The sequence below is a fragment of the Acidisoma silvae genome (genome assembly GCF_020618775.1).
GTDB classification, from domain to species: Bacteria; Pseudomonadota; Alphaproteobacteria; order Acetobacterales; family Acetobacteraceae; genus Acidisoma; species Acidisoma silvae.
In genome coordinates, this window is sequence record NZ_JAESVB010000008.1 from 127,757 (window position 1) to 145,509 (window position 17,753).

General features: G+C 60.3%; 18 protein-coding genes. 3 read left to right on the top strand and 15 right to left on the bottom strand.

The window, feature by feature from the left end:
• Positions 1-5 precede the first annotated feature (5 nt).
• The 3 genes from ASILVAE211_RS16935 to ASILVAE211_RS16940 all read right to left on the bottom strand — a co-directional run bounded on the left by ASILVAE211_RS16935 (position 6) and on the right by ASILVAE211_RS16940 (position 1,652).
• The gene (locus ASILVAE211_RS16935) at positions 6-536 is read right to left on the bottom strand and encodes a Csu type fimbrial protein (protein WP_227322529.1); all 531 of its coding nucleotides are present in this window, start codon (positions 534-536) and stop codon (positions 6-8) included.
• A 566-nt stretch (positions 537-1,102) separates the two neighbouring features.
• Entirely contained in the window at positions 1,103-1,288 is a 186-nt protein-coding gene (locus tag ASILVAE211_RS26485) for an EAL domain-containing protein (protein WP_406566076.1), read from the bottom strand.
• Positions 1,263-1,652, bottom strand: coding sequence for an EAL domain-containing protein (locus ASILVAE211_RS16940; RefSeq protein ID WP_264478929.1), 390 nt, complete (start codon positions 1,650-1,652; stop codon positions 1,263-1,265). Before ASILVAE211_RS16940 ends, ASILVAE211_RS26485 begins: the two co-directional genes overlap by 26 nt.
• A gap of 106 nt (positions 1,653-1,758) precedes the next feature.
• Between ASILVAE211_RS16940 and ASILVAE211_RS16945 the strand changes: the two genes are divergently transcribed.
• Both ASILVAE211_RS16945 and ASILVAE211_RS16950 read left to right on the top strand, forming a co-directional pair.
• Positions 1,759-2,439 carry a GntR family transcriptional regulator gene (locus tag ASILVAE211_RS16945; RefSeq protein WP_227322530.1) on the top strand — a complete coding sequence of 227 codons (681 nt, stop codon included), beginning with the start codon at positions 1,759-1,761 and terminating at the stop codon, positions 2,437-2,439.
• Positions 2,440-2,478: 39 nt separating this feature from the next.
• The gene (locus tag ASILVAE211_RS16950; protein WP_227322531.1) at positions 2,479-3,822 is read left to right on the top strand and encodes an LLM class flavin-dependent oxidoreductase; all 1,344 of its coding nucleotides are present in this window, start codon (positions 2,479-2,481) and stop codon (positions 3,820-3,822) included.
• 22 nt (positions 3,823-3,844) lie between these two features.
• Here the strand turns inward: ASILVAE211_RS16950 and ASILVAE211_RS16955 are convergent, their stop codons facing one another.
• The 5 genes from ASILVAE211_RS16955 to ASILVAE211_RS16975 are packed head-to-tail and all read right to left on the bottom strand — an operon-like array spanning position 3,845 to position 8,769.
• Positions 3,845-4,573 (bottom strand): SDR family oxidoreductase, encoded by a 729-nt coding sequence (locus tag ASILVAE211_RS16955; RefSeq protein WP_227322532.1) that lies wholly within the window; start codon positions 4,571-4,573, stop codon positions 3,845-3,847.
• A gap of 32 nt (positions 4,574-4,605) precedes the next feature.
• Entirely contained in the window at positions 4,606-5,841 is a 1,236-nt protein-coding gene (locus ASILVAE211_RS16960; RefSeq protein ID WP_227322533.1) for a sugar ABC transporter permease, read from the bottom strand.
• Positions 5,841-6,638 (bottom strand): ATP-binding cassette domain-containing protein, encoded by a 798-nt coding sequence (locus ASILVAE211_RS16965; RefSeq protein WP_227322534.1) that lies wholly within the window; start codon positions 6,636-6,638, stop codon positions 5,841-5,843. The genes ASILVAE211_RS16960 and ASILVAE211_RS16965 overlap by 1 nt, the downstream gene beginning before the upstream one ends.
• Positions 6,639-6,696: 58 nt before the next feature.
• On the bottom strand, positions 6,697-7,788 hold the full coding sequence (locus tag ASILVAE211_RS16970; protein ID WP_227322535.1) for an ABC transporter substrate-binding protein: 1,092 nt from the start codon (positions 7,786-7,788) through the stop codon (positions 6,697-6,699).
• 48 nt (positions 7,789-7,836) lie between these two features.
• Positions 7,837-8,769: an AraC family transcriptional regulator gene (locus ASILVAE211_RS16975; protein WP_227322536.1), complete on the bottom strand. Its 933-nt coding sequence runs from the start codon at positions 8,767-8,769 to the stop codon at positions 7,837-7,839.
• Between the two features lie 415 nt (positions 8,770-9,184).
• Between ASILVAE211_RS16975 and ASILVAE211_RS16980 the strand changes: the two genes are divergently transcribed.
• A complete protein-coding gene (locus tag ASILVAE211_RS16980) occupies positions 9,185-9,577 on the top strand; it encodes a VOC family protein (RefSeq protein WP_227322537.1) in 393 nt (130 codons plus the stop codon).
• Here the strand turns inward: ASILVAE211_RS16980 and ASILVAE211_RS16985 are convergent.
• The 7 genes from ASILVAE211_RS16985 to ASILVAE211_RS17015 all read right to left on the bottom strand — a co-directional run bounded on the left by ASILVAE211_RS16985 (position 9,571) and on the right by ASILVAE211_RS17015 (position 17,692).
• The gene (locus ASILVAE211_RS16985) at positions 9,571-11,526 is read right to left on the bottom strand and encodes a sigma-54-dependent Fis family transcriptional regulator (protein ID WP_227322538.1); all 1,956 of its coding nucleotides are present in this window, start codon (positions 11,524-11,526) and stop codon (positions 9,571-9,573) included. The two genes, ASILVAE211_RS16980 and ASILVAE211_RS16985, sit on opposite strands and share 7 nt — an antisense overlap.
• A gap of 112 nt (positions 11,527-11,638) precedes the next feature.
• Positions 11,639-13,276 carry a molecular chaperone GroEL gene (groEL, locus tag ASILVAE211_RS16990; RefSeq protein ID WP_227322539.1) on the bottom strand — a complete coding sequence of 546 codons (1,638 nt, stop codon included), beginning with the start codon at positions 13,274-13,276 and terminating at the stop codon, positions 11,639-11,641.
• The gene (locus tag ASILVAE211_RS16995) at positions 13,264-14,043 is read right to left on the bottom strand and encodes a metal-sulfur cluster assembly factor (RefSeq protein WP_227322540.1); all 780 of its coding nucleotides are present in this window, start codon (positions 14,041-14,043) and stop codon (positions 13,264-13,266) included. Before ASILVAE211_RS16995 ends, groEL begins: the two co-directional genes overlap by 13 nt.
• On the bottom strand, positions 14,040-15,059 hold the full coding sequence (locus ASILVAE211_RS17000) for an amidohydrolase family protein (RefSeq protein WP_227322541.1): 1,020 nt from the start codon (positions 15,057-15,059) through the stop codon (positions 14,040-14,042). Before ASILVAE211_RS17000 ends, ASILVAE211_RS16995 begins: the two co-directional genes overlap by 4 nt.
• A gap of 42 nt (positions 15,060-15,101) precedes the next feature.
• Positions 15,102-15,452: an MmoB/DmpM family protein gene (locus tag ASILVAE211_RS17005; protein ID WP_227322542.1), complete on the bottom strand. Its 351-nt coding sequence runs from the start codon at positions 15,450-15,452 to the stop codon at positions 15,102-15,104.
• A gap of 30 nt (positions 15,453-15,482) precedes the next feature.
• Positions 15,483-16,571 carry an aromatic/alkene monooxygenase hydroxylase subunit beta gene (locus ASILVAE211_RS17010; protein ID WP_227322543.1) on the bottom strand — a complete coding sequence of 363 codons (1,089 nt, stop codon included), beginning with the start codon at positions 16,569-16,571 and terminating at the stop codon, positions 15,483-15,485.
• Between the two features lie 41 nt (positions 16,572-16,612).
• Positions 16,613-17,692 (bottom strand): NADH:ubiquinone reductase (Na(+)-transporting) subunit F, encoded by a 1,080-nt coding sequence (locus ASILVAE211_RS17015; RefSeq protein ID WP_227322544.1) that lies wholly within the window; start codon positions 17,690-17,692, stop codon positions 16,613-16,615.
• Positions 17,693-17,753: the final 61 nt, after the last annotated feature.

Below are 17,753 nucleotides of genomic sequence, written 5' to 3' on the forward strand. Positions count from 1 at the left end.
GACGATCAGAAGTTCACGTTGACGGTGACGGTATCTGCGTAGGCGTCGGGCGTGTAATCGGCACTCGGCGCTTCAGCATAGACCGTCAGGCTGGATGTGTTGGCGATGCCAGTGCCGGTGCCGGACACGCCATTGCCGACGGTGGTGCTGGTGGCCGTGTTGCCCCAGACCACGCTATAGGACGAGTCGGAGTAAAGCTGATAAGGAACCTTGTCAGTATTGCCGGCCAAAGCGTCGCTTGTCGTCATCGTGCCGGCGCCGGTCGTGCTGGCGTTAGACGGTGCCAGGCCGATGTAATAAGGTGTGGTTTTTGAGCAGGCGACGGTAATCGCGTTGCTGCCTTTTGTGTTAACGGCCGTCGCGGTCACCGAGCCGAGGGCGATTTTCGATCCGGTGCCTGCCGTCACGACACAGGCTTTGGTGATCGTCATCGTTACCTGGAACGTCGCCGTGGCGGGGCTGGCCGCCTCTGCTTTGACCGCGAAGCCCGCGCCAGCGAGCAGGACCAAAGCCAGACCTGTAGTTTTCAGATACATGACGATACTCCATTGTATAGATGTATGAGTGATGGCAGTGGTGCCAGATGAGACGCTGCGGAACCTAAACACGCGCTCTGAACTCTCGCGTGCCGTTCGAGAGCGCTTTGTCATTCGGTGTGATGTGGTGCAAAATATGCTTGATCGGGTAACGATCATGCGGGGCACCGCGCGATTGCTGTCATCCCATGATCCCGCCTTGCGGAATGCGCTTCAGTCAGAATAAAAACCTCGCCGCTGCATCGGATGCGCGGCTGTCGTGCAATCTGCGTGCTGAAGCGCCATGGCTGTCGAGATTCCCAAATCCAATGCAGGCGCGAGGAACGTTCTGCCTGGAGAGCCAAGTATCACGGGCTCTTTGCCTGTTCTTGGCATTAGCGCTCAAAAATCATTGGCCCATCATATTTGCTTGGGCATGGGCTGAGGGTTGCGACCGGACTTAGGGCCGCGTTTGGCTAGGCGTGGTTTTAATATTCTGGGAAAGCAGCGGCTTAGTGAATGTCACTGGCCTCCCGCGATCTGGCACTTTGGGCCTAATATTTTTGGCCTAGACGCACGCATCATGGTCAGTCGGTCGCGATCTCAGCGGACGGGCGGGCGACCTGAAAGGGCCGCGCGCACAGGAGGAGCCGCTCGAAATCGGCCGGCGGCAGAGGTTTGGCGAATAGGTAGCCCTGGGCAAAATCGCCCCCGAGGCGCTCTAGAAAATCGAGCTGGCTGACTGTTTCAACGCCTTCGGCGACTGTCAGAATACCAAGGCTTCTGCCCCGGGGCCAGGATAGCGGCCACGATCTTCTGGCTTTCGAGGTTGGAGCGGAGGTCGGTGACGAATGAACGGTCGATCTTGAGCTTGTCGATTGGAAACCGATGCAGATAGCTGAGGGGGGAATAGCCGGTTCCAAAATCGTCGACGCTTAACGTGACGCCGGCGGACTTCAGCATTTGCAGAATGCGGATCGCACGTTCGGGATCGCCCATCGTGCAGCTTTCGGTAATCTCGACCGTGACGGTTATGGGGCGATACCCGAATGCCGAACGCTGTCCCTGACCGGCAAGGTCAATGCCGCCTGATTGAACTGCCAGGCGGCGTGCGATTCCAGCATTGACCCGGTCCATAAATTATTGCATTGTTCAACAATCCAACTGATGGATGATGCTGCGTGTCATTGCCAGATTATGTGAGTCCGGCTGTCTGGACGGTAGATGCCATGCGGCGCCTGGCATGAGCGGTCTCGGCAAATTGCGGCCTGGACCCGGCATAGTCCCCTTGGAGCGCGAGACGACGGCGGTGCGGATCGCGGCGGCATTGCGGGCGGAAATCGCCAAGGGCGCATTGCCGCCCGGAACCCGCATTCACGAAGTGGACTTCACGGTAGCCTTCGACGTGTCCCGCCACACGCTGCGAGAGGCGATCAGCCTCCTGGTCGCGGAAGGCGTGCTGACCCGCATGTCGTTTAAGGGTGTGGCGGTCGCCAAACTCAGTGCCGAGGATGTCAGCGACATCTACGCAACCCGCAGGCTCATTGAATTGGCGGCTATTGATGCCCTGCGCGACGCGCCGGCCGCCGCCTTGGATGCCGTGCTTGCGGCGATCGATGCGCTCACCGGTCTGTCGCCGCAGACCGACAGCGAGGCAATGAATGACGCCGATATGCGCATCCACAAACAGCTTGTTGCGGCTCTTGCCTCCAAACGCATCAAGGCAGCCTATGGTGCCGCCGTGCGGGAAAGCCAGATTCTCCTGTTCCATGCCTATCGGCCCAAGGATGTCGCATCGGCCCAGGCCAATCATGCGGCTTTCGCGGCCATGCTGCGTCAGCGTGATTTTGCGGGCGCTCGCGCGCAGTTGGAACTACGGCTAAGGCAATCGGAGCGGGACCTCATCGCGGCACTTGGCACCTAGTGGTGCTTCAATGAGCCGCCTCCTCGGAAAGAAGCTTTCATGACCAAACGAATGATGAAACTGGGCATGTCGATGCGGGGGCTCGGCTATCATGTCTCAGCCTGGCGGCATCCTGATACACCGGCCGATGGCACGCTGAGCTTCGAGCATTACAAGCGTAATGCGCAGATGGCGGAGCAAGGTCTGTTCGACATGATCTTTTTCGCCGATGGCATCGGCATCCGCGAGAAGGATGAACCGAAAGGCTCTCTCGCGCGATCAGGTTTCGAGATCGTCGAGATGGAGCCCATGACATTGCTGCCGGCGCTCGCCGCCGTCACCAAGCATATCGGATTGGTTTCGACCGCATCGACGACTTATAACGAGCCCTATCACGTCGCGCGCAAATTCGCGACGCTGGACCTGATCAGCGGCGGCCGTGCCGGCTGGAATATCGTGACCTCCTGGTCGGATGCGGAAGCGCAGAATTTCAACCGCGCCAAGCATCTGGACTATGACACGCGCTACGAGCGGGCCCAGGAATTTGTCGAGGTGGTGAAGGGCCTGTGGGATACCTGGGAGCCGGGTGCTTTCATCTATGATCGCGCCAGCAGCATCTTCTACGACGAGGGCAAGATGCATTTGCTCAATCATCTTGGCAAGCATTTCCAGGTGAAGGGGCCGCTCAATGTCGCCCGCATGCCGCAGGGCCGGCCGGTTCTGGTGCAGGCCGGGGCGAGTGAACCGGGGCGGGAGATTGCGGCCGAATCCGCCGATGTGGTCTATGCCTCCCAGGACGATATTCCTGCGATGCGCGCCTATTATGATGACGTGAAGGGCAGGCTGGCCAAATACGGCCGTGATTGGGACGATCTCAAGATTATGCCCGCACTCTGCCCCATTGTCGGGGCCACGCGCGCCGAGGCCCAGGCCAAGCATGATGCGCTACAGGAACTGGTGGATCCTCTGGTCGCCATGGCGCGCGCCTATAATGCGCTCGGCGATCTTTCGGCCTTCCCCCTGGACGGGCCAGTGCCTGAGCCGCAGGCAGAGGCGCAGGTGCGCAGTCATCAGGAACGGCTCATGAAACTGGTGCGCGACAATGGCTGGACCATCCGCGACTTGTGCCGTTATCTGGCCGGTGAGGGCGGCAGCCCTGTCATCGGAACCGCCTCCGACATCTGCGACTATATGGAAGAGTGGATGGATGCCGATTGCTGCGATGGCTTCAACATCACGCCCAATCAGCTTCCCGGCGGCTGCGAGGATTTTGTGCAGTTTGTCACGCCGGAATTGCAGCGCCGGGGTCGTTTTCGCAAGGCCTATGAGGGCAAGACCTTGCGCGAAAATCTCGGCTTGAAACCTCACGTCAATCGCTATGTGAGGCAACGCGCCGCCGAATAAGGAATTTGGCCGCAGGGCAGGTTTATAGGTCAAGATTGGTCGGCAGAATCACCAGATCCCGTATCGTGACGTTGCGTGGTCTACTGAGCATGAAGAGGATGCCGGCGGCGACTTCCTTTGGCTCCATCAAGCTGCCGGCGGCCAGCGCCTCGTCCATCTTGGCCTGAGGCCAGTCCTTCAACAGCGCCGTCACCACGGGGCCGGGCAGCACAGCGCCGACACGAACACCATGTTTTGAAACCTGCCGCCGCACCGTATGCACGAAGGCCTGTACGGCGTGTTTGGATGCGGTATAGATCGGCTCCCAGACCACGGGGATGACGCCGGCAACCGAACTGGTGACGATGATATCGCCCTGCTGGCGGCCGATCATATGCGGAAGCACGGCGTGAACGGTTCGGAACACTGCATTGACATTCAGAGCCAGCATCCGATCCCAGGCATCGGGATCGCCTTCCACAATCTTACCGCCGATATAGGAACCCGCATTGGCGTGAAAGATATCGAGCTGCCCGAACTGTGCCAGAATCTGCGGCATCATCGTAGCGACGCTTGCCGGGTCCGTGAGATTGACGGCCAGTGGGAAAGCGTTTGGCCCGAGGCCGTGCGTTATGTCGCGCAGGCGCTCTTCGGCCATATCGACGAAGACCACGCGGGCGCCGGCTTCAAGCATGGCGCGCGCGCAGTCCAGGCCGATGCCGGAAGCAGCCCCGGTAACAGCGGCGACCTTGCCGGTAAGAATGTCGGTCATTGTAACCTCGGATGATGTTGCGCGGGTCGGTATCAGGCGCGGCCATGGGAAACGCGGGAGCGTCGAGCAAGGCTATCGACGATCACGGCAATGGCGAGAACGGCGCCGGTGATCATGTAGCGAAGGGACGATGACAGATCGAGCAAGGTCAGCCCGCTCGAAATCGCCTGAATGACGATGATGCCGAGCAGCGCCGAATAGGCATTGCCGCGACCGCCAAACAGGCTGGTGCCACCGATGACGGCAGCGGCGATGGCATCGAGATTGACGTCACCTGTCCCGGCCTGCTGGCTGGCCGAAGCCAGGCGAGCCGAAGACAAGACGCCGCCGATTGCGGCGAAAACAGCGCAGAGAACAAATGCGCTGGTATAGATGCGGCGAACATTGATGCCGGCGCGCCGCGCCGCTTCGCGGTTGCCGCCGACGGCTTTGACGGCCCGGCCCCATTGGGTGCGGGTCAGTGCATAATCCAGCAGCACAACCAGCGCCAGAAACACGACCAGCATCAAAGGCACGCCACGGCCGCGATTGAGATAGAAAACAGCGGCTTCCAGGACGACCGTGATCACGATGGCGCGGCCGACGAGGATATGCAGGCTTTGGGCGGAGAGGTTGGCATTTCTGCGGCGCGCGGCTGTTCGCCAACTGCGCCAGAACAGGGCAAGCCCCGCCAGCGCGCCCAGCAGATAGGCGAGGGCGGGCGGCACGAATAATGATTGACCCAAGTTTACGAGCGGAGACCCGTAGGGAAGATTGATCGACCCACTTTCGCCAAGAAGGTAGAGTTGCAGACCTAGAACCGCAAGCAGGCCGGCGAGGGTGGAGACGAAGCTTGGCATGCCGAAGCGGTTGAAAAGAAAAGCGTAGAACAGACCGATGACGGCACCAGCCAGGATCGCAGCGATGATGGCGAGAAAAACGGGAATGCCGGTATTGACCCATAAGACGCCGAGCAGCGCCGAGGCGAAGCCGCTGACCGAGCCGACCGAGAGGTCGATCTCCCCCACCATCAAAATGCAGACGATGCCGAGCGAAATGACGCCGATTGTCGATGAATCATAGAGCAGATTGACGATATTGCTGGGTGAGAGGAAGACCGTGTTCAGACTCTGAAAAACGGAACAGATAATGATGAGTCCGATGATGACGGGCAGGGATCCAAGGTCGCCGGACCGCACACGATCGAGGAAGGCGAGAATGGCGCCGCCGATGCCAGCCGCCGATTTCAAACGTTCATCGGCGCGGTCGACAAGTTTGGCGTCACCCATCACGCGGTCTCCCCAAGGCTGCTATCGCGTGTGCTGCGCCGCGCCGCGCGACGAGAGACCGCGTTTTCGCCGGCGCCCGTAATGGCGCTGACCAGTTCATGGTTCGAGGCATCGGGATAGAAGATGCCGTTATTGCGGCCGAGCCGAAGCACGACGATACGGTCCGCAACCGCCCGCACATCCTCCATATTGTGGCTGATCATGAGGACGCCCAACCCCCGATCCCGCACGCGCTCGATAAGATCGAGAACTTCTGCCGTCTGCGCGACACCGAGTGCGGCCGTTGGCTCGTCGAGCAGGATGAGTTTGGGCTCCAGAAGCAGCGACCGGGCGATTGCGACCGTCTGCCGCTGGCCGCCGGATAGCGAGGCGACGGTTTCCCGCAGGCTTGGGATGCGCGCCGACAATTCCTGTAACAAGGTCCAGGCCTTGATTTCCATGGCGACCTCGTCAAGCGCATAGGGTGACAATTCACGCCCGAGGAATATATTGGCGACCACGTCAAGATTTTCGCAGAGTGCCAGGTCTTGAAAGACGGTAGCTATGCCGAGCGACAATGCCGCTGCCGGGTCGGGCAAGGTAACCTCCCTGCCTTGGAAGGCGATACGCCCCGCACTCGGCGCATGCACGCCCGCCAGGATTTTGACAAGGGTCGACTTGCCTGCGCCATTGTCGCCGACGAGTGCGACCACTTCACCCGCATGCACATCTAGCTCGATATCGGTCAGTGCCGAGACTGCCCCGAAATGTTTTGAAATGCCGTGCAGACTGAGTACGGGCGTTCCTTGTGCGGTCACGTTATCCTCATGTGTTACGTCGTAAAGGCCGGGGCTTTGCCCCGGCCTGCTGTGCCAGTCAGGGCGTGATGCCAAGTTTCTTGCAGCCATCCGCATAGCGGCCCGTGCAAAGGACGGCTGCGGATTCAATCGGTTTGCCGTTGACATCCTTGTCGACGATCTCAGCCTTGAGGTTGTCCGCCGTCACCAGGGTCGGCGTGAAAAGTTCGGTCGGTGTCCCGAAAAGCGTTGTATTTTGCTTAGGCGTTTCGCCTTTCAGCAGTGCAATGGCGGCATCCGCCGCAGCGCCGCCGACGATCTCGCTCGGCTTGGAAATCGTATTATACTGGTCGCCGGCAATGATCAGCTGCAGACCGGCGATGGTTGCATCATTGCCGGTCACGGGCGGAACCGGATCGACGCCGGCCGCCTTGAAGGCTGCGACGGCCGCCCCGCCGGTGCCGTCATTGGCGGCGGCTAGGCCTGCGATTTTTTTGCCGAAACGCAGGATCTGACCGGAAACCCATTGCTGCGCCTTGGGCGGCAGCCAGTCCGGCGTGTCATATTCAGCCAGGGTCTTGTAAGGCCCGGTGGCCAGCCCTTCGTGAATGCCTTTTTTGATCAGCCCGGCGGCGGCGTCGGTCGGCGAGCCATTGACCTCAAGCACGCCTTCGCTGTCCGGCACGTTTTCGGCTTTCAGGTGCTGCACCAGGGAGGCGGCAATCACCCGCCCGATGGCCTCGTTATCAAAGGAGATGTAGAAATCGGCCTTGGCGGAGGGGATCGGCCGGTCATAGGCGATAACCTTCACGCCCTGGCTCTGCGCGCTATGCACAAGCGCGGCTGCTGCGGTGGAATCGACCGGATCGAGCACGATGGCCTTGGCACCCTGGGAAATGACAGAATTGAATTGCTGCTGCTGCCGGGATGCATCTCCGTCGGCATTTTGATACAGCACCTGGCAGTCCGGGCAGAGTTTCTTGATTTGCATCACGAAGCCGGGCCGGTCGTGCTCTTCGTATCGGGTGGATCCCTCATCCGGCATCAGAAACGCGATTTTGGCGCCGGAGACATCGGCCGCGCGCGCCGGGTGCGTAACGCCCATCAGTGGCGTCAATAAAAGGGCAGCAATACTAATTGTGCCCATCGCCATGGTCTTAAGATAGGTCATGCGCTCTTTTCCTTTGAGCTTGTTTATTATTGGCAGTTGCCGCCAGGTTTATGCGTCACTGCCCCGGACGACCCGCAAATGGCCAGGCTTGTCCGCCTCGTCTCTCTGATGCGGAAGCCGGTCATTCTCTCGATGGCGATTCCGATAATCCCGCGGCGTCATGCCGGTGACGGTCTGAAAGCGCCTGTTGAAATTGGAGACATTGTTGAACCCGACATCATAGCAAATGTCGGTTACCAGCCTGTTTGTTGTCGTCAAAAACATGCAGGCACGATTGATGCGCAGCCCGTTCACATAGGCGGTGAAAGTCATGCCGGTTTGACGATGAAACGCGCGCGAAAAAGCGCCCGGGGAATAGCCGGACAATGCCGCGAGTTCCGTCTCATGCAGATCGCTGTCCAGGTTGCGGGCGATATGATCCAGAACGGGATTCAGCGGCTGCGTCATATAGCTGTGGGGTTGGACAAGATAGCCGACGCTTGCGAGCATGCGCCGGCCTTTGTCCCGCAGCAGCCCTTCCAGAATTTGCAGAAACAAAGCTGGCCGGCTCAGGCGATCTGTTGTGAGCATGCGTTGCAGGAGGGGGCCGACATGGTCACTTGCATCCCCCGAAAATTCCAGGCCTCGGCCGCATTCTTCAATCAGGCGGCTGAGGTCAAGACCCGGGAATATATCCGCGCAGGCCCGGATGAAAGCCGCGCCGAATTGCAGCACGATGCAGCGTTCCGGGATGGTGACATCAGGCGCCACGTCGCTTAGCCAGTTATGGGGCAGGTTAGGTCCGGTCATGATGAGATTGCCGGGAAGGAAACTGCCGATATAATCGCCGACAAAGACCCGGCCGCTTGTCGCCGTAATCAGGTGAATTTCGAATTCCGGATGGAAATGCCAGCGCACGGTACGAAACGGGTAGCCGTGCGCCCAAATCTTGAAGGGCTCACCTTCGTCAACCATGATGATCTCAAGTTCCGGCTGGGACATAGGCGTTACACTCCGCTCGTTCTATGACGCGGATCGCGGAGGCTTTTTGTCCTGCCGAGGCGGATTATCATCGCACCCTCTTCCCTGCCGGCTTTACCTGACGGTCGCCGGTTTTTCTTATGAGGGACTCAGTATAGCCACCTGCGCCAGGGCGCACATCGTCTGTATCGCGCGCGAAGTGATACTTTTTTCACATTTGCAGCTAGTTTGGCATAGCGTGCTATAAGTGAACTTAGGCGGGCTGCTGGAGTTTGTCAGGTTTAGATTGAAGCGATCCTATAGTCGTCACCGCCGGGCGGCCCCGCCCGCGGCATGACTGCTTTTTGGGATGGTTCGATTTAGCTCCGACAGACGCTAGGATAAAACAAAGTCACCTCATCTGCTTTTATCTTCCGTCGGCAAGAAGGCCAGGGTCATGAAACTTATCCACAGCATGATACGCGTTCGCGATGAAGCCCGGTCGCTCGCATTTTATGCCGAGGCCTTCGGGCTGATGGTCAAGGATCGGTACGATTTTGCAGACTTTTCTCTAATTTATCTGGCAAATAGTGAAAGTGCATTTGAACTGGAATTGACGGTCAATAAGGGACGAGAGACTAATTATGTGATTGGTGACGGTTATGGACATCTGGCGATCCTGGTCGAGGATATAGATCATCTTCATGGGCGTTTATCGGCGAATAGCTTCGGGCCGACGCCACTCAAATCGCTGGACCATGAAGGCAGGCCCCTCGCGCGCTTCTTCTTTCTGACCGATCCGGATGGATACAGGATCGAGGTTCTTCAGAGAGGCGGCCGCTTTCAGTAATCGGCACCGTGCGGTGACAGTCTGTAGCGCTCCATCTTGCGATACAGCGTGCTGCGTGAAATACGCAACGCGCGCGCGGCCTCTGCCAGATTGCCATGACAGTGCTGCGTGGCCAGGACGATAGCGGCGCGCTCCGCCTCCTCAAGGCTGGCGCCGCTCGATGGACCCTGTGTCGGTTTCGACGCATGCGCTACCGCGTGTTCCAGTAGCGCCATGACCTCGTCTTTCGTGACGACAGGGTCGTCCGACATCAGCAGCAGGCTTTCGACGAGATTGCGCAGCTCACGCACATTGCCGGGCCAGTCATAGTCGCGCAGCAGGGCAAGGACTGGTTCACCGAATAGACGCTCAGCGATGCCGTGGCGCGTCGCCAGATGCCGATTGAAATGGGCGATCAACATATCAACGTCACCAACGCGATCTCGCAAAGCCGGCGGCTGAATACGTGTCACGCTCAGCCGGTGATAGAGATCACGACGGAAGCGGCCGGCAGCGACCTCTTCCAGCAAGGCACGGTTGGTCATGGCGACCAGACGCACATCGACGCGATGCGGCTGTCCGCTGCCAAGCCGATAGATGACGCCGTCCTCCAGAACCCGCAGCAGAATGGATTGCAGATCGAGCGGCATTTCGCCGATCTCGTCCAGACAGAGCGTGCCTCCATGCGCCTGCTCGAACCGGCCGATGGCGCCCGTCGTGGTCGCACCGGTGAAAGCGCCGCGCGCATAGCCGAACAATTCGCTCGCCAGAAGGTCTTTCACCACCGCGCCGCAATTGAAAACGACGAAAGGATGGTTGTCCTGTATCTCGCCATGCAGCGCGCGCGCAAAAAGCTCCTTGCCGACACCCGTCTCTCCCTCGATCAGCACAGGGACGCGCTTGTCGCGCAACTGACGAACGCGCGTCAGCGCTTGGGCCAATTGTGGGCTTTGACCGATGATGGCACCGAAACCCGTCTCGGCGGTCTGGGCCGGAATGGCGCGCCTGAGCGGCTTTTCGGGGATGATCAGCATGGCGCCTATGGCACGCCCGTTCAGACGAATGACGTCAAGCCGGTCGGTGCGGAGTGTCGCGGGCAGGGAAACCACCCAGTCATCAGCGGTTCCCTGCATGTCAAACCCCGGCAGCCTTTGGCCCAAAGGCACCAGATCAGGCAGGCAACCGCTGTTATGCACCAGCCGCCCCTCCCGATCGATGACCACCAGCCCCGCGACGTCACGGGCCGACAGCCGTTGCAGGCAGATTTCCAGCAATTGCAGCCGCTCCCGGCTGGCTTTTTCGCTCAAGGTCATTTCGATCTGGCGGGCGATCGATATGGCGAGGCTGAGATTGTTGCGCTGATAGGTATTGGTTGGGCCGGAGATATCGAGGATGCCAAGAACCCGGCCAGTTCCGCGTTCGAAAATCGGCGCGGCGGCGCAGGTCCAGGCTTTGATGCCCTCGCAGAAATGCTCTGACGCGTGAACCTGGGCCGGACGCCGGGTGGCCAGCGCCGTGCCGATGCCATTGGTGCCGACCGTATCCTCCCGCCAGTCGCCGCCTTGCATGAGATGAATGCTCTGCCCGGCGTCGAGCGTCTGATTGTCGCCGATGGCGTCGAGCACGATGCCGTCCGGGTTGGTCAACAGCATGAGCGAGCGAGAGCCGCTGAAAAGCTGGGTCGATGTCGCGAAGACATCGGCCGCGGCACCAAGAAGATCGCCATGGCGTTCGCGCAGATGCGTCATGGCATCGCCGAGCGCGGCCAAGGGGGCGGCCTTGCCGCGCGGATTGATGCCCAATTCCCGGCTGCGCAGCCAGGACGACACGACGAAACTGCCCACGGCGCCGGTGCCCTGCGGGTCGTCCGTCAGAAACCTTTCCCAGGCGCACATGGTCTGCCGACTGGCACTGTCGTGCTGAATATTGAACGGTCGCAAGCCCTGCGGGTCAGGCTGTCGGCCTGGCATGGCTGTTCCTTCCCTGGCGCCCGCTGTCATCGCGGGCGGTTCGACGCCTGAGCGGCGCATTCTTTTGCCGACAGGATAGCGCCGATGAGATGGGAACTACCAGCCTGACGTGTCAGGCGCGGCCTAATCGTTCCGCACCGCCTCCCAAAGCGGGGCCTGCGGTCGGGTCATGTCCATCAGGAATGCTCGCGACAAGGGTTTGGGTGGTCAGGATCAGCCCGGCGACGGAGGCCGCGTTGCGCAAAGCCGTGGCGCTCACCTTCACCGGGTCGATGATGCCGGCCGGCATCAGGGCCAGGATATCGCCACTGCGCGCGTCCAGGCCGTAGCCACGCGGCGCCTGGGCTACGCGCGGCAGAATATCCCCGGCATTCAGCCCACAATTGGTGGCGATAGAGGATAGAGGCTGGGCCAGGGCGCCTTGCAGCAGGCTGGCGCCTAAACGTTTGCCGCCGTGCAATCGATCCAGGACGGGCGTGAGATCGGTCGCGATCTGCGCCAGGGCGGTGCCGCCACCCGCCACGACCCCATCCTGTACCGCCGCCCGGGTTGCGTTGATTGCATCCTCGATCATCTGCACCCGGCGCTTCTGCTCGACGGGTGTGGCCCCGCCAGCGAGGATGATGGCCGATCCTCCGGACAGTTTCGCAAGCCTCTCCAGAAGCTTATCACGCTCGATATTCTGCGGCGCGGCATCCAACTGGCGCATGACCTGCGTCCGTCTTGCCGCAACGGTGGAGGGATCGCCGCCGCCGGCTGTGATGATGGTCTGGTTGGCCGCAATGCGGACCTGGCGGGCCTGTCCCAGGTCGCGCCGCGTCAGCCCGGCCAGGGTGCCGCCCAGTTCCCGCGCGATGACCCTGCCGCCGGTGACGATGGCGATATCCTCCAGCATCGCCTTGCGCCAATGGCCGTATTCGGGCGGATGAATGGCCGCGACCGGCGGCAGGCCGCGCTCCCGCCGGCTCAGCAAAGCCATGATGCAATTCGGTGCCACCTCCTCGGCCAAAATCAGCAACGGCCGGCGCGTGCCTTCCAGCAGCGCTTCGATGGCAGCGGCGTCATCCGCGCCCGACAGTTTGAGATCGGTCATCAGGATCAACGGATCATCCAGCACGACCTGCATGCGTTCGATATCGGTGACCATGTGATGGGACAGATAGCCCCGGTCGAAGGACATGCCGTCCACGACCTCCAACAGCGTTTCCACCGTCGTCCCGAATTCGACGGTCACGATGCCGTCGGCGCCGACGCGCGCGATCGCCTCGGCCACCATCGCGCCCAGATCGGCGTCATTCGCCGCAATGGTCGCGACGGCGCGGGTTTCCTCCGGCCCCGACAAAGGCCGGGCGCTGCGCTGCAAGGCGGTCAGCGCTTCGGCCACGGCCAGTTCCAGCCCGGCGACGAGATCGACGGGGTTCGCGCCATCCGCCAGAAAGGCCAGACCCTGCTGAACCATCGCATCTGCCAGCACGGTGGCGGTGGTGGTGCCGTCTCCCGCGATGTCATTGGTCTGTTTGGAGACTTCGCGCAGCACCTGCGCGCCCATATTCTCAAAAGGGCAGGGCAGTTCGATCTCCTGGGCGATGCTGACCCCGTCGCGCGAGACCAGGGGCGTGCCGATCGGCCGGTCTATGATGGCGTTCATGCCCTTGGGGCCGAGCGTGCCGCGCACCGCCCGCGCCAGCTTGGCGACACCGCGCCCAAGCGCCTGGCGGGCTTCGTCATCATGCAGCATCATTTTGGCCATGGCGTCTCTCCGCTGCGTTTGTCGGCCGGCAAGGCGTGGATGAAGTGGAGCAGGCCAGGCTCACCCGGCTCGCTTTCCGCTTCGTTGAAGCGCGCGGCCAATAGTCCCCGGCACAAAGCGCCGTTGAATTCCACATTCACCGCCACGCGGCGGAGCGCGCGGATATGGGGTCGGAAAGCCTCCGGCGGGACAGCCTGGCCCTTGTCGTCGACAAAGGCGGGCGCCGTCGCGGTCATCGGCCCCACAATCGCGCGCCGGTCCAGGTAGCGGGCGACGAGGCTTGTCAGCGCATCGTCCTGCCCAAGGTTCTGCAGGCTGGCGATCGAGAGCAAGGCCAGGCCCTCCGCCGTGTGACCAGTCGCCAGAAGACGCTCCACCAGCGTTACCTGTCGGCGCTGGAAGGCTTTGACGAGGAAGGTGCGGCGCACCGTTTCCAGATCGCCGTCGGAAGCTTCGCCGAAAGACGACTGAAAGGAGCGCTTCGCGGCGATGCCGGTATTGATGGTCTCGGCATACATATGCTCGCCCAGCACGACCTGAACATCCGTGACCCAGGGCAGGGCAGCGACCGCCAGCCGCATATCCTCGGCCATCAGAAAGGCAAAATTGGCCGCGCACCAATAGGTCGGCAGGCGGAACGTCACATGCACCGCGCCGGTGGCATTGATCGACACTGCCGTGACGAAGCGCAGCTCCGTCACGGATTCGTCCAGCTCGGGGTCATTGACCGTCCCGAGCTGGCGCCAGACCTCACTCTCGCGGCTCATTCGGCGGCCACACTTTGGCGATAGCCCAAAGCAGCCTTCTTGGCTTCGATATCGATATTATAGATGCGCGCGGCATTGAGGCCGAGGATCTTCTTCTTCGCCGTCAACGACAGATCGACACCCGTTTCCTTGCGCACGTCATCGGGCAGTTCGAAATCCATGAAGGAATCGACCAGCCATTTCGGCGTCCAGATGCCGTAATCGCTGCCGAAAAGAATACGATCCTCGCCGAGCCAGAACAGCAGTTCCGAGATGATATGAGCGAAATAGGCCGGACGGCTGTGGATGAAGGGCAGGGCGACCGCGAGACCCGCATAGACATTGGGCTCCTGCACCGCAATCCAGCAGAAATCATCCAGTCGCGGCAGGCCGCAATGCTCGACGATGAAGTTCAGATTGGGGAAGCAGGTCGCGGCATCGTCGATATCCGCGACGTCAAAAGCGTCCCGGTTGAGCGGCAGGATGGTTGGTCCCTTATGGACATGGATATTCTTGATGCCGAGTTTTTCAGCCCGTTCCAGATAGCGCTTGGCATGGTCATCCGACAGTTTGTAGCCCTTGCTGTCGCCGATCCACTCGGCGGTATAAAGCTTCACGCCCTTGAGGCCGTATTGTTCGACATCCGCGTGCAACTGCTCCAGGCCGGCTTCGCCGTGACGCGGGTCGAAAGCACCGTTGATGACAAAACGGTCAGGATAGCGCGTGCCGAGGCTGGCATTCTGCTCCAGTGTATTAAAGCCGTTGGTGTAGAATTCCTTCAAATAGGTCGGCTGGAAGATGGCCATATCGTCATAGCCTTTGACGAAGAGATCGTCATACATCGTCTCGGCGCCGTATTTCTCGAACTTCTCTCGTGACCAGACTTCGGTCTTGGGGCTCAACGCGGTGTGATAGCCGTAAAAGCAGTTGATGAACTCGGCGCCGTGAATATTGCGCTGATTGGCCGGGCTCGCATCCCAAAGATGGACATGCCCGTCGATGATGAAAATATCTTCGCCGTCTTTTGTCTTATACATCGTTCTTCCCCAATCCTGGCCGTTTGTTTTGGCCTTTAGGTCTCAGATGAATTCGGCGACATCGTCCATATTGCCGAATAGCACCACGGTATTATCGTCCACCATGACCATCCGGCCGTAATGGGTAGAGGTGCAGATTTCAAAAAGATGCGGAGTCATGTCGCGGCCCAGCCGCTCGGTGATCTCATCCATCTTGAATTCCATGCGGCCTTCGCCGTCGATCCGAATCATTGCCGGCATATAGGTGACGGTAATGCCCGGCTTCTCGCCCATGACCTCGGCGATGACCCGCGATTCCACGCTGTCATTCATGGTGACGCCGCATTGATCGGAAATGGTCGCTTCGAACTGCATGTCCTTCATGGACTTGAAGATATTGTCTGTATGGGACATCGGTTATTCCTTCGGTTTCAAGCCAGGAGATCAGACGTCGACGATCGACCGCACATCGATATTGGTTTCGGCCCCGATGGCGCGCAGGCGGTTTTTGGCCAGTTCCAAGGCTTCCGGAAACTGAGCGACCTTCACGCGCGGCTGCGACCAAATCGGCTGCAGGCCTTGTGCGGCGGCGATAGCCAGCGTGCCATGCTTGTGCAGCCAGGTGCCGAACAGACGCCGGTTATGGTCGCCATGCGCTTCATCCAGCATCAGCATGCGGAACAGTTCGACCGCATTGGCAAGGTTGCGTTCGTAATCGCCTTCGGCCGCAGAGACCACGGCAGGCGTGATGAAGTCGTTCTGCGAAGCGGCCGCCTGCATGACGAAGCCGCTGCGGAACAATTCACCCACCAGCGGTTCAAAAATCAGATTGACGGCGAAATACTGTTCCAGGAAATCGGTGGCGCCGCCGATCGTCTCGACCGCGCGACGAGTCTCCTGCCAGATCGGGTCATCCACCCAATGCTGCTTCCCGGCATCGGTATTGAAGCCGTCGATATCCATGCCGATTTCAGACAGATACAACGTCAGATCCTGCGAGAAGCGAATTTTATAGGAGGAATTGGTGAGGATCGCGTTATTGATCATCTGCGTATAGCCGTAGCGCTGCGCCTGCATCGTCGCGGTGCCAAGGCCGAATTCGGCATGCTTATAGGCGCCGAAGTGATCTTGCAGAATTTTGACCCAGGCGGGGTCGAAGCGCTTCGGCGCGCCGGCGCGCCGCCCGTTTTCGACAACATTCTGGATCATGCCGCAGATGGTGGATTGCCGCTGATAATGCGTGCGTTCCCATTCCTGGTCGATGCTGCGATAGGCATGCCAGTCTGACGATTTGGCCTCCGTCCAGTTCTCCGAATAGGTGGGCGTGCCGTCGGCAAAAGAGATGATCCAATCCTGGAGCAGGTAGCGTTTGGGGTCCGGCTGCACATCGACAGTCATATCCTCGTAATGCGTCGCGCGCCGGCCCTTCGGATCGAAGTAATTGTATTTCCGGCTGTCGGACCCGGAAAAGGTCGCGGCCCCGGCTGCACCCGATTTCGCCGGGCTGACCGGCGGTTGCACTGCTGCACTCATGGCTTTGTTCTTCCCTCTATTTTTATTTTATTTTGGGATCGTCAGCGTGTTGCGGTGGTGAACTTGTCGAAATAGATCCGCTCGGGTTCGACCCCGGCCATTTGCAGAACCGGCAGAACCGCGTCGATCATCGGCGGCGGTCCACAGGAATAGGCGTCGATCTCGCCGTCCAATCCTTGCGCGCGCAGAACGCGCGCGACCACGTCATGAATGAAGCCGGTTTCGCCACTCCACTCATCACCCGGCTCGGCGTGGGACAAGGCCGGTATGAACTGGAAGTCCGCAAGCTGTGACGCAATGCGGCCGAATTCGGCGACATGAAACAGGTCGGCCTTGGTGCGCGCACCATAGAAGAAACGCACCGGCCGATCATCACCCTGCGCGATATGATCCTGCAGGATCGACCAGAGCGGCGACATGCCAGACCCGCCGCCAATGAGCACGAGCGGCCCTGATCGGCCTTCCCGGTGAAAGCAGGTGCCGTAAGGGCCTTTGATTGTCAGCGCATCGCCTTCATGCAATCCGTCATCCAGACGCGAGGAAAACGCGCCATTCGGGTAAAGCTTGATGATGAATTGCAGATCGCGCACGCCGCCGGCCGATACCGGACCGGGCGCATTCGCCATCGAGAAGGCGCGGGTGATGCCGCTGCCGGGAATGGTGATATCGACATATTGCCCGGCCCAGAACCGCAAGGGTGCCTGCAACTGCACTGTCAGCAGACGGATATCCCGCGTCAGCGGGGTGACGGACACAACCTTGGCTGAAATCTCCTTCACCGCGATGGAGCGGCTGAGCAGATCCTCGTCATAATTGAGCAGTTCGACCGTAATGTCGCTATAGGCGAGCGTGCGGCAGAGCAGGATATGGTCGGTGTCGCGTTCCGATTCCGGAAGAGCGAAGGTCGAATACTTCAGAAGTTCAATATCGCCGTCCAGAAGCTTTGATTTGCAGCTGGCGCATTGCCCCTCCTTGCAGCCATGCATGACGGAAATGCCCTGGCGAAAGGCGGCATCTAAGACGGTTTCACCCTCATCCACGGCCATTTCGATGCCCATCGGCTCGAAACGAACGGTGTGCGTGATGACCTCGGACTCGGTCTTGCTGATGATATCGTTCATGTCAGCCCTTTTCGGGATGCGGTGAGACGGGGTGGCCGATGCCATACCCCGTCTCAGCCTC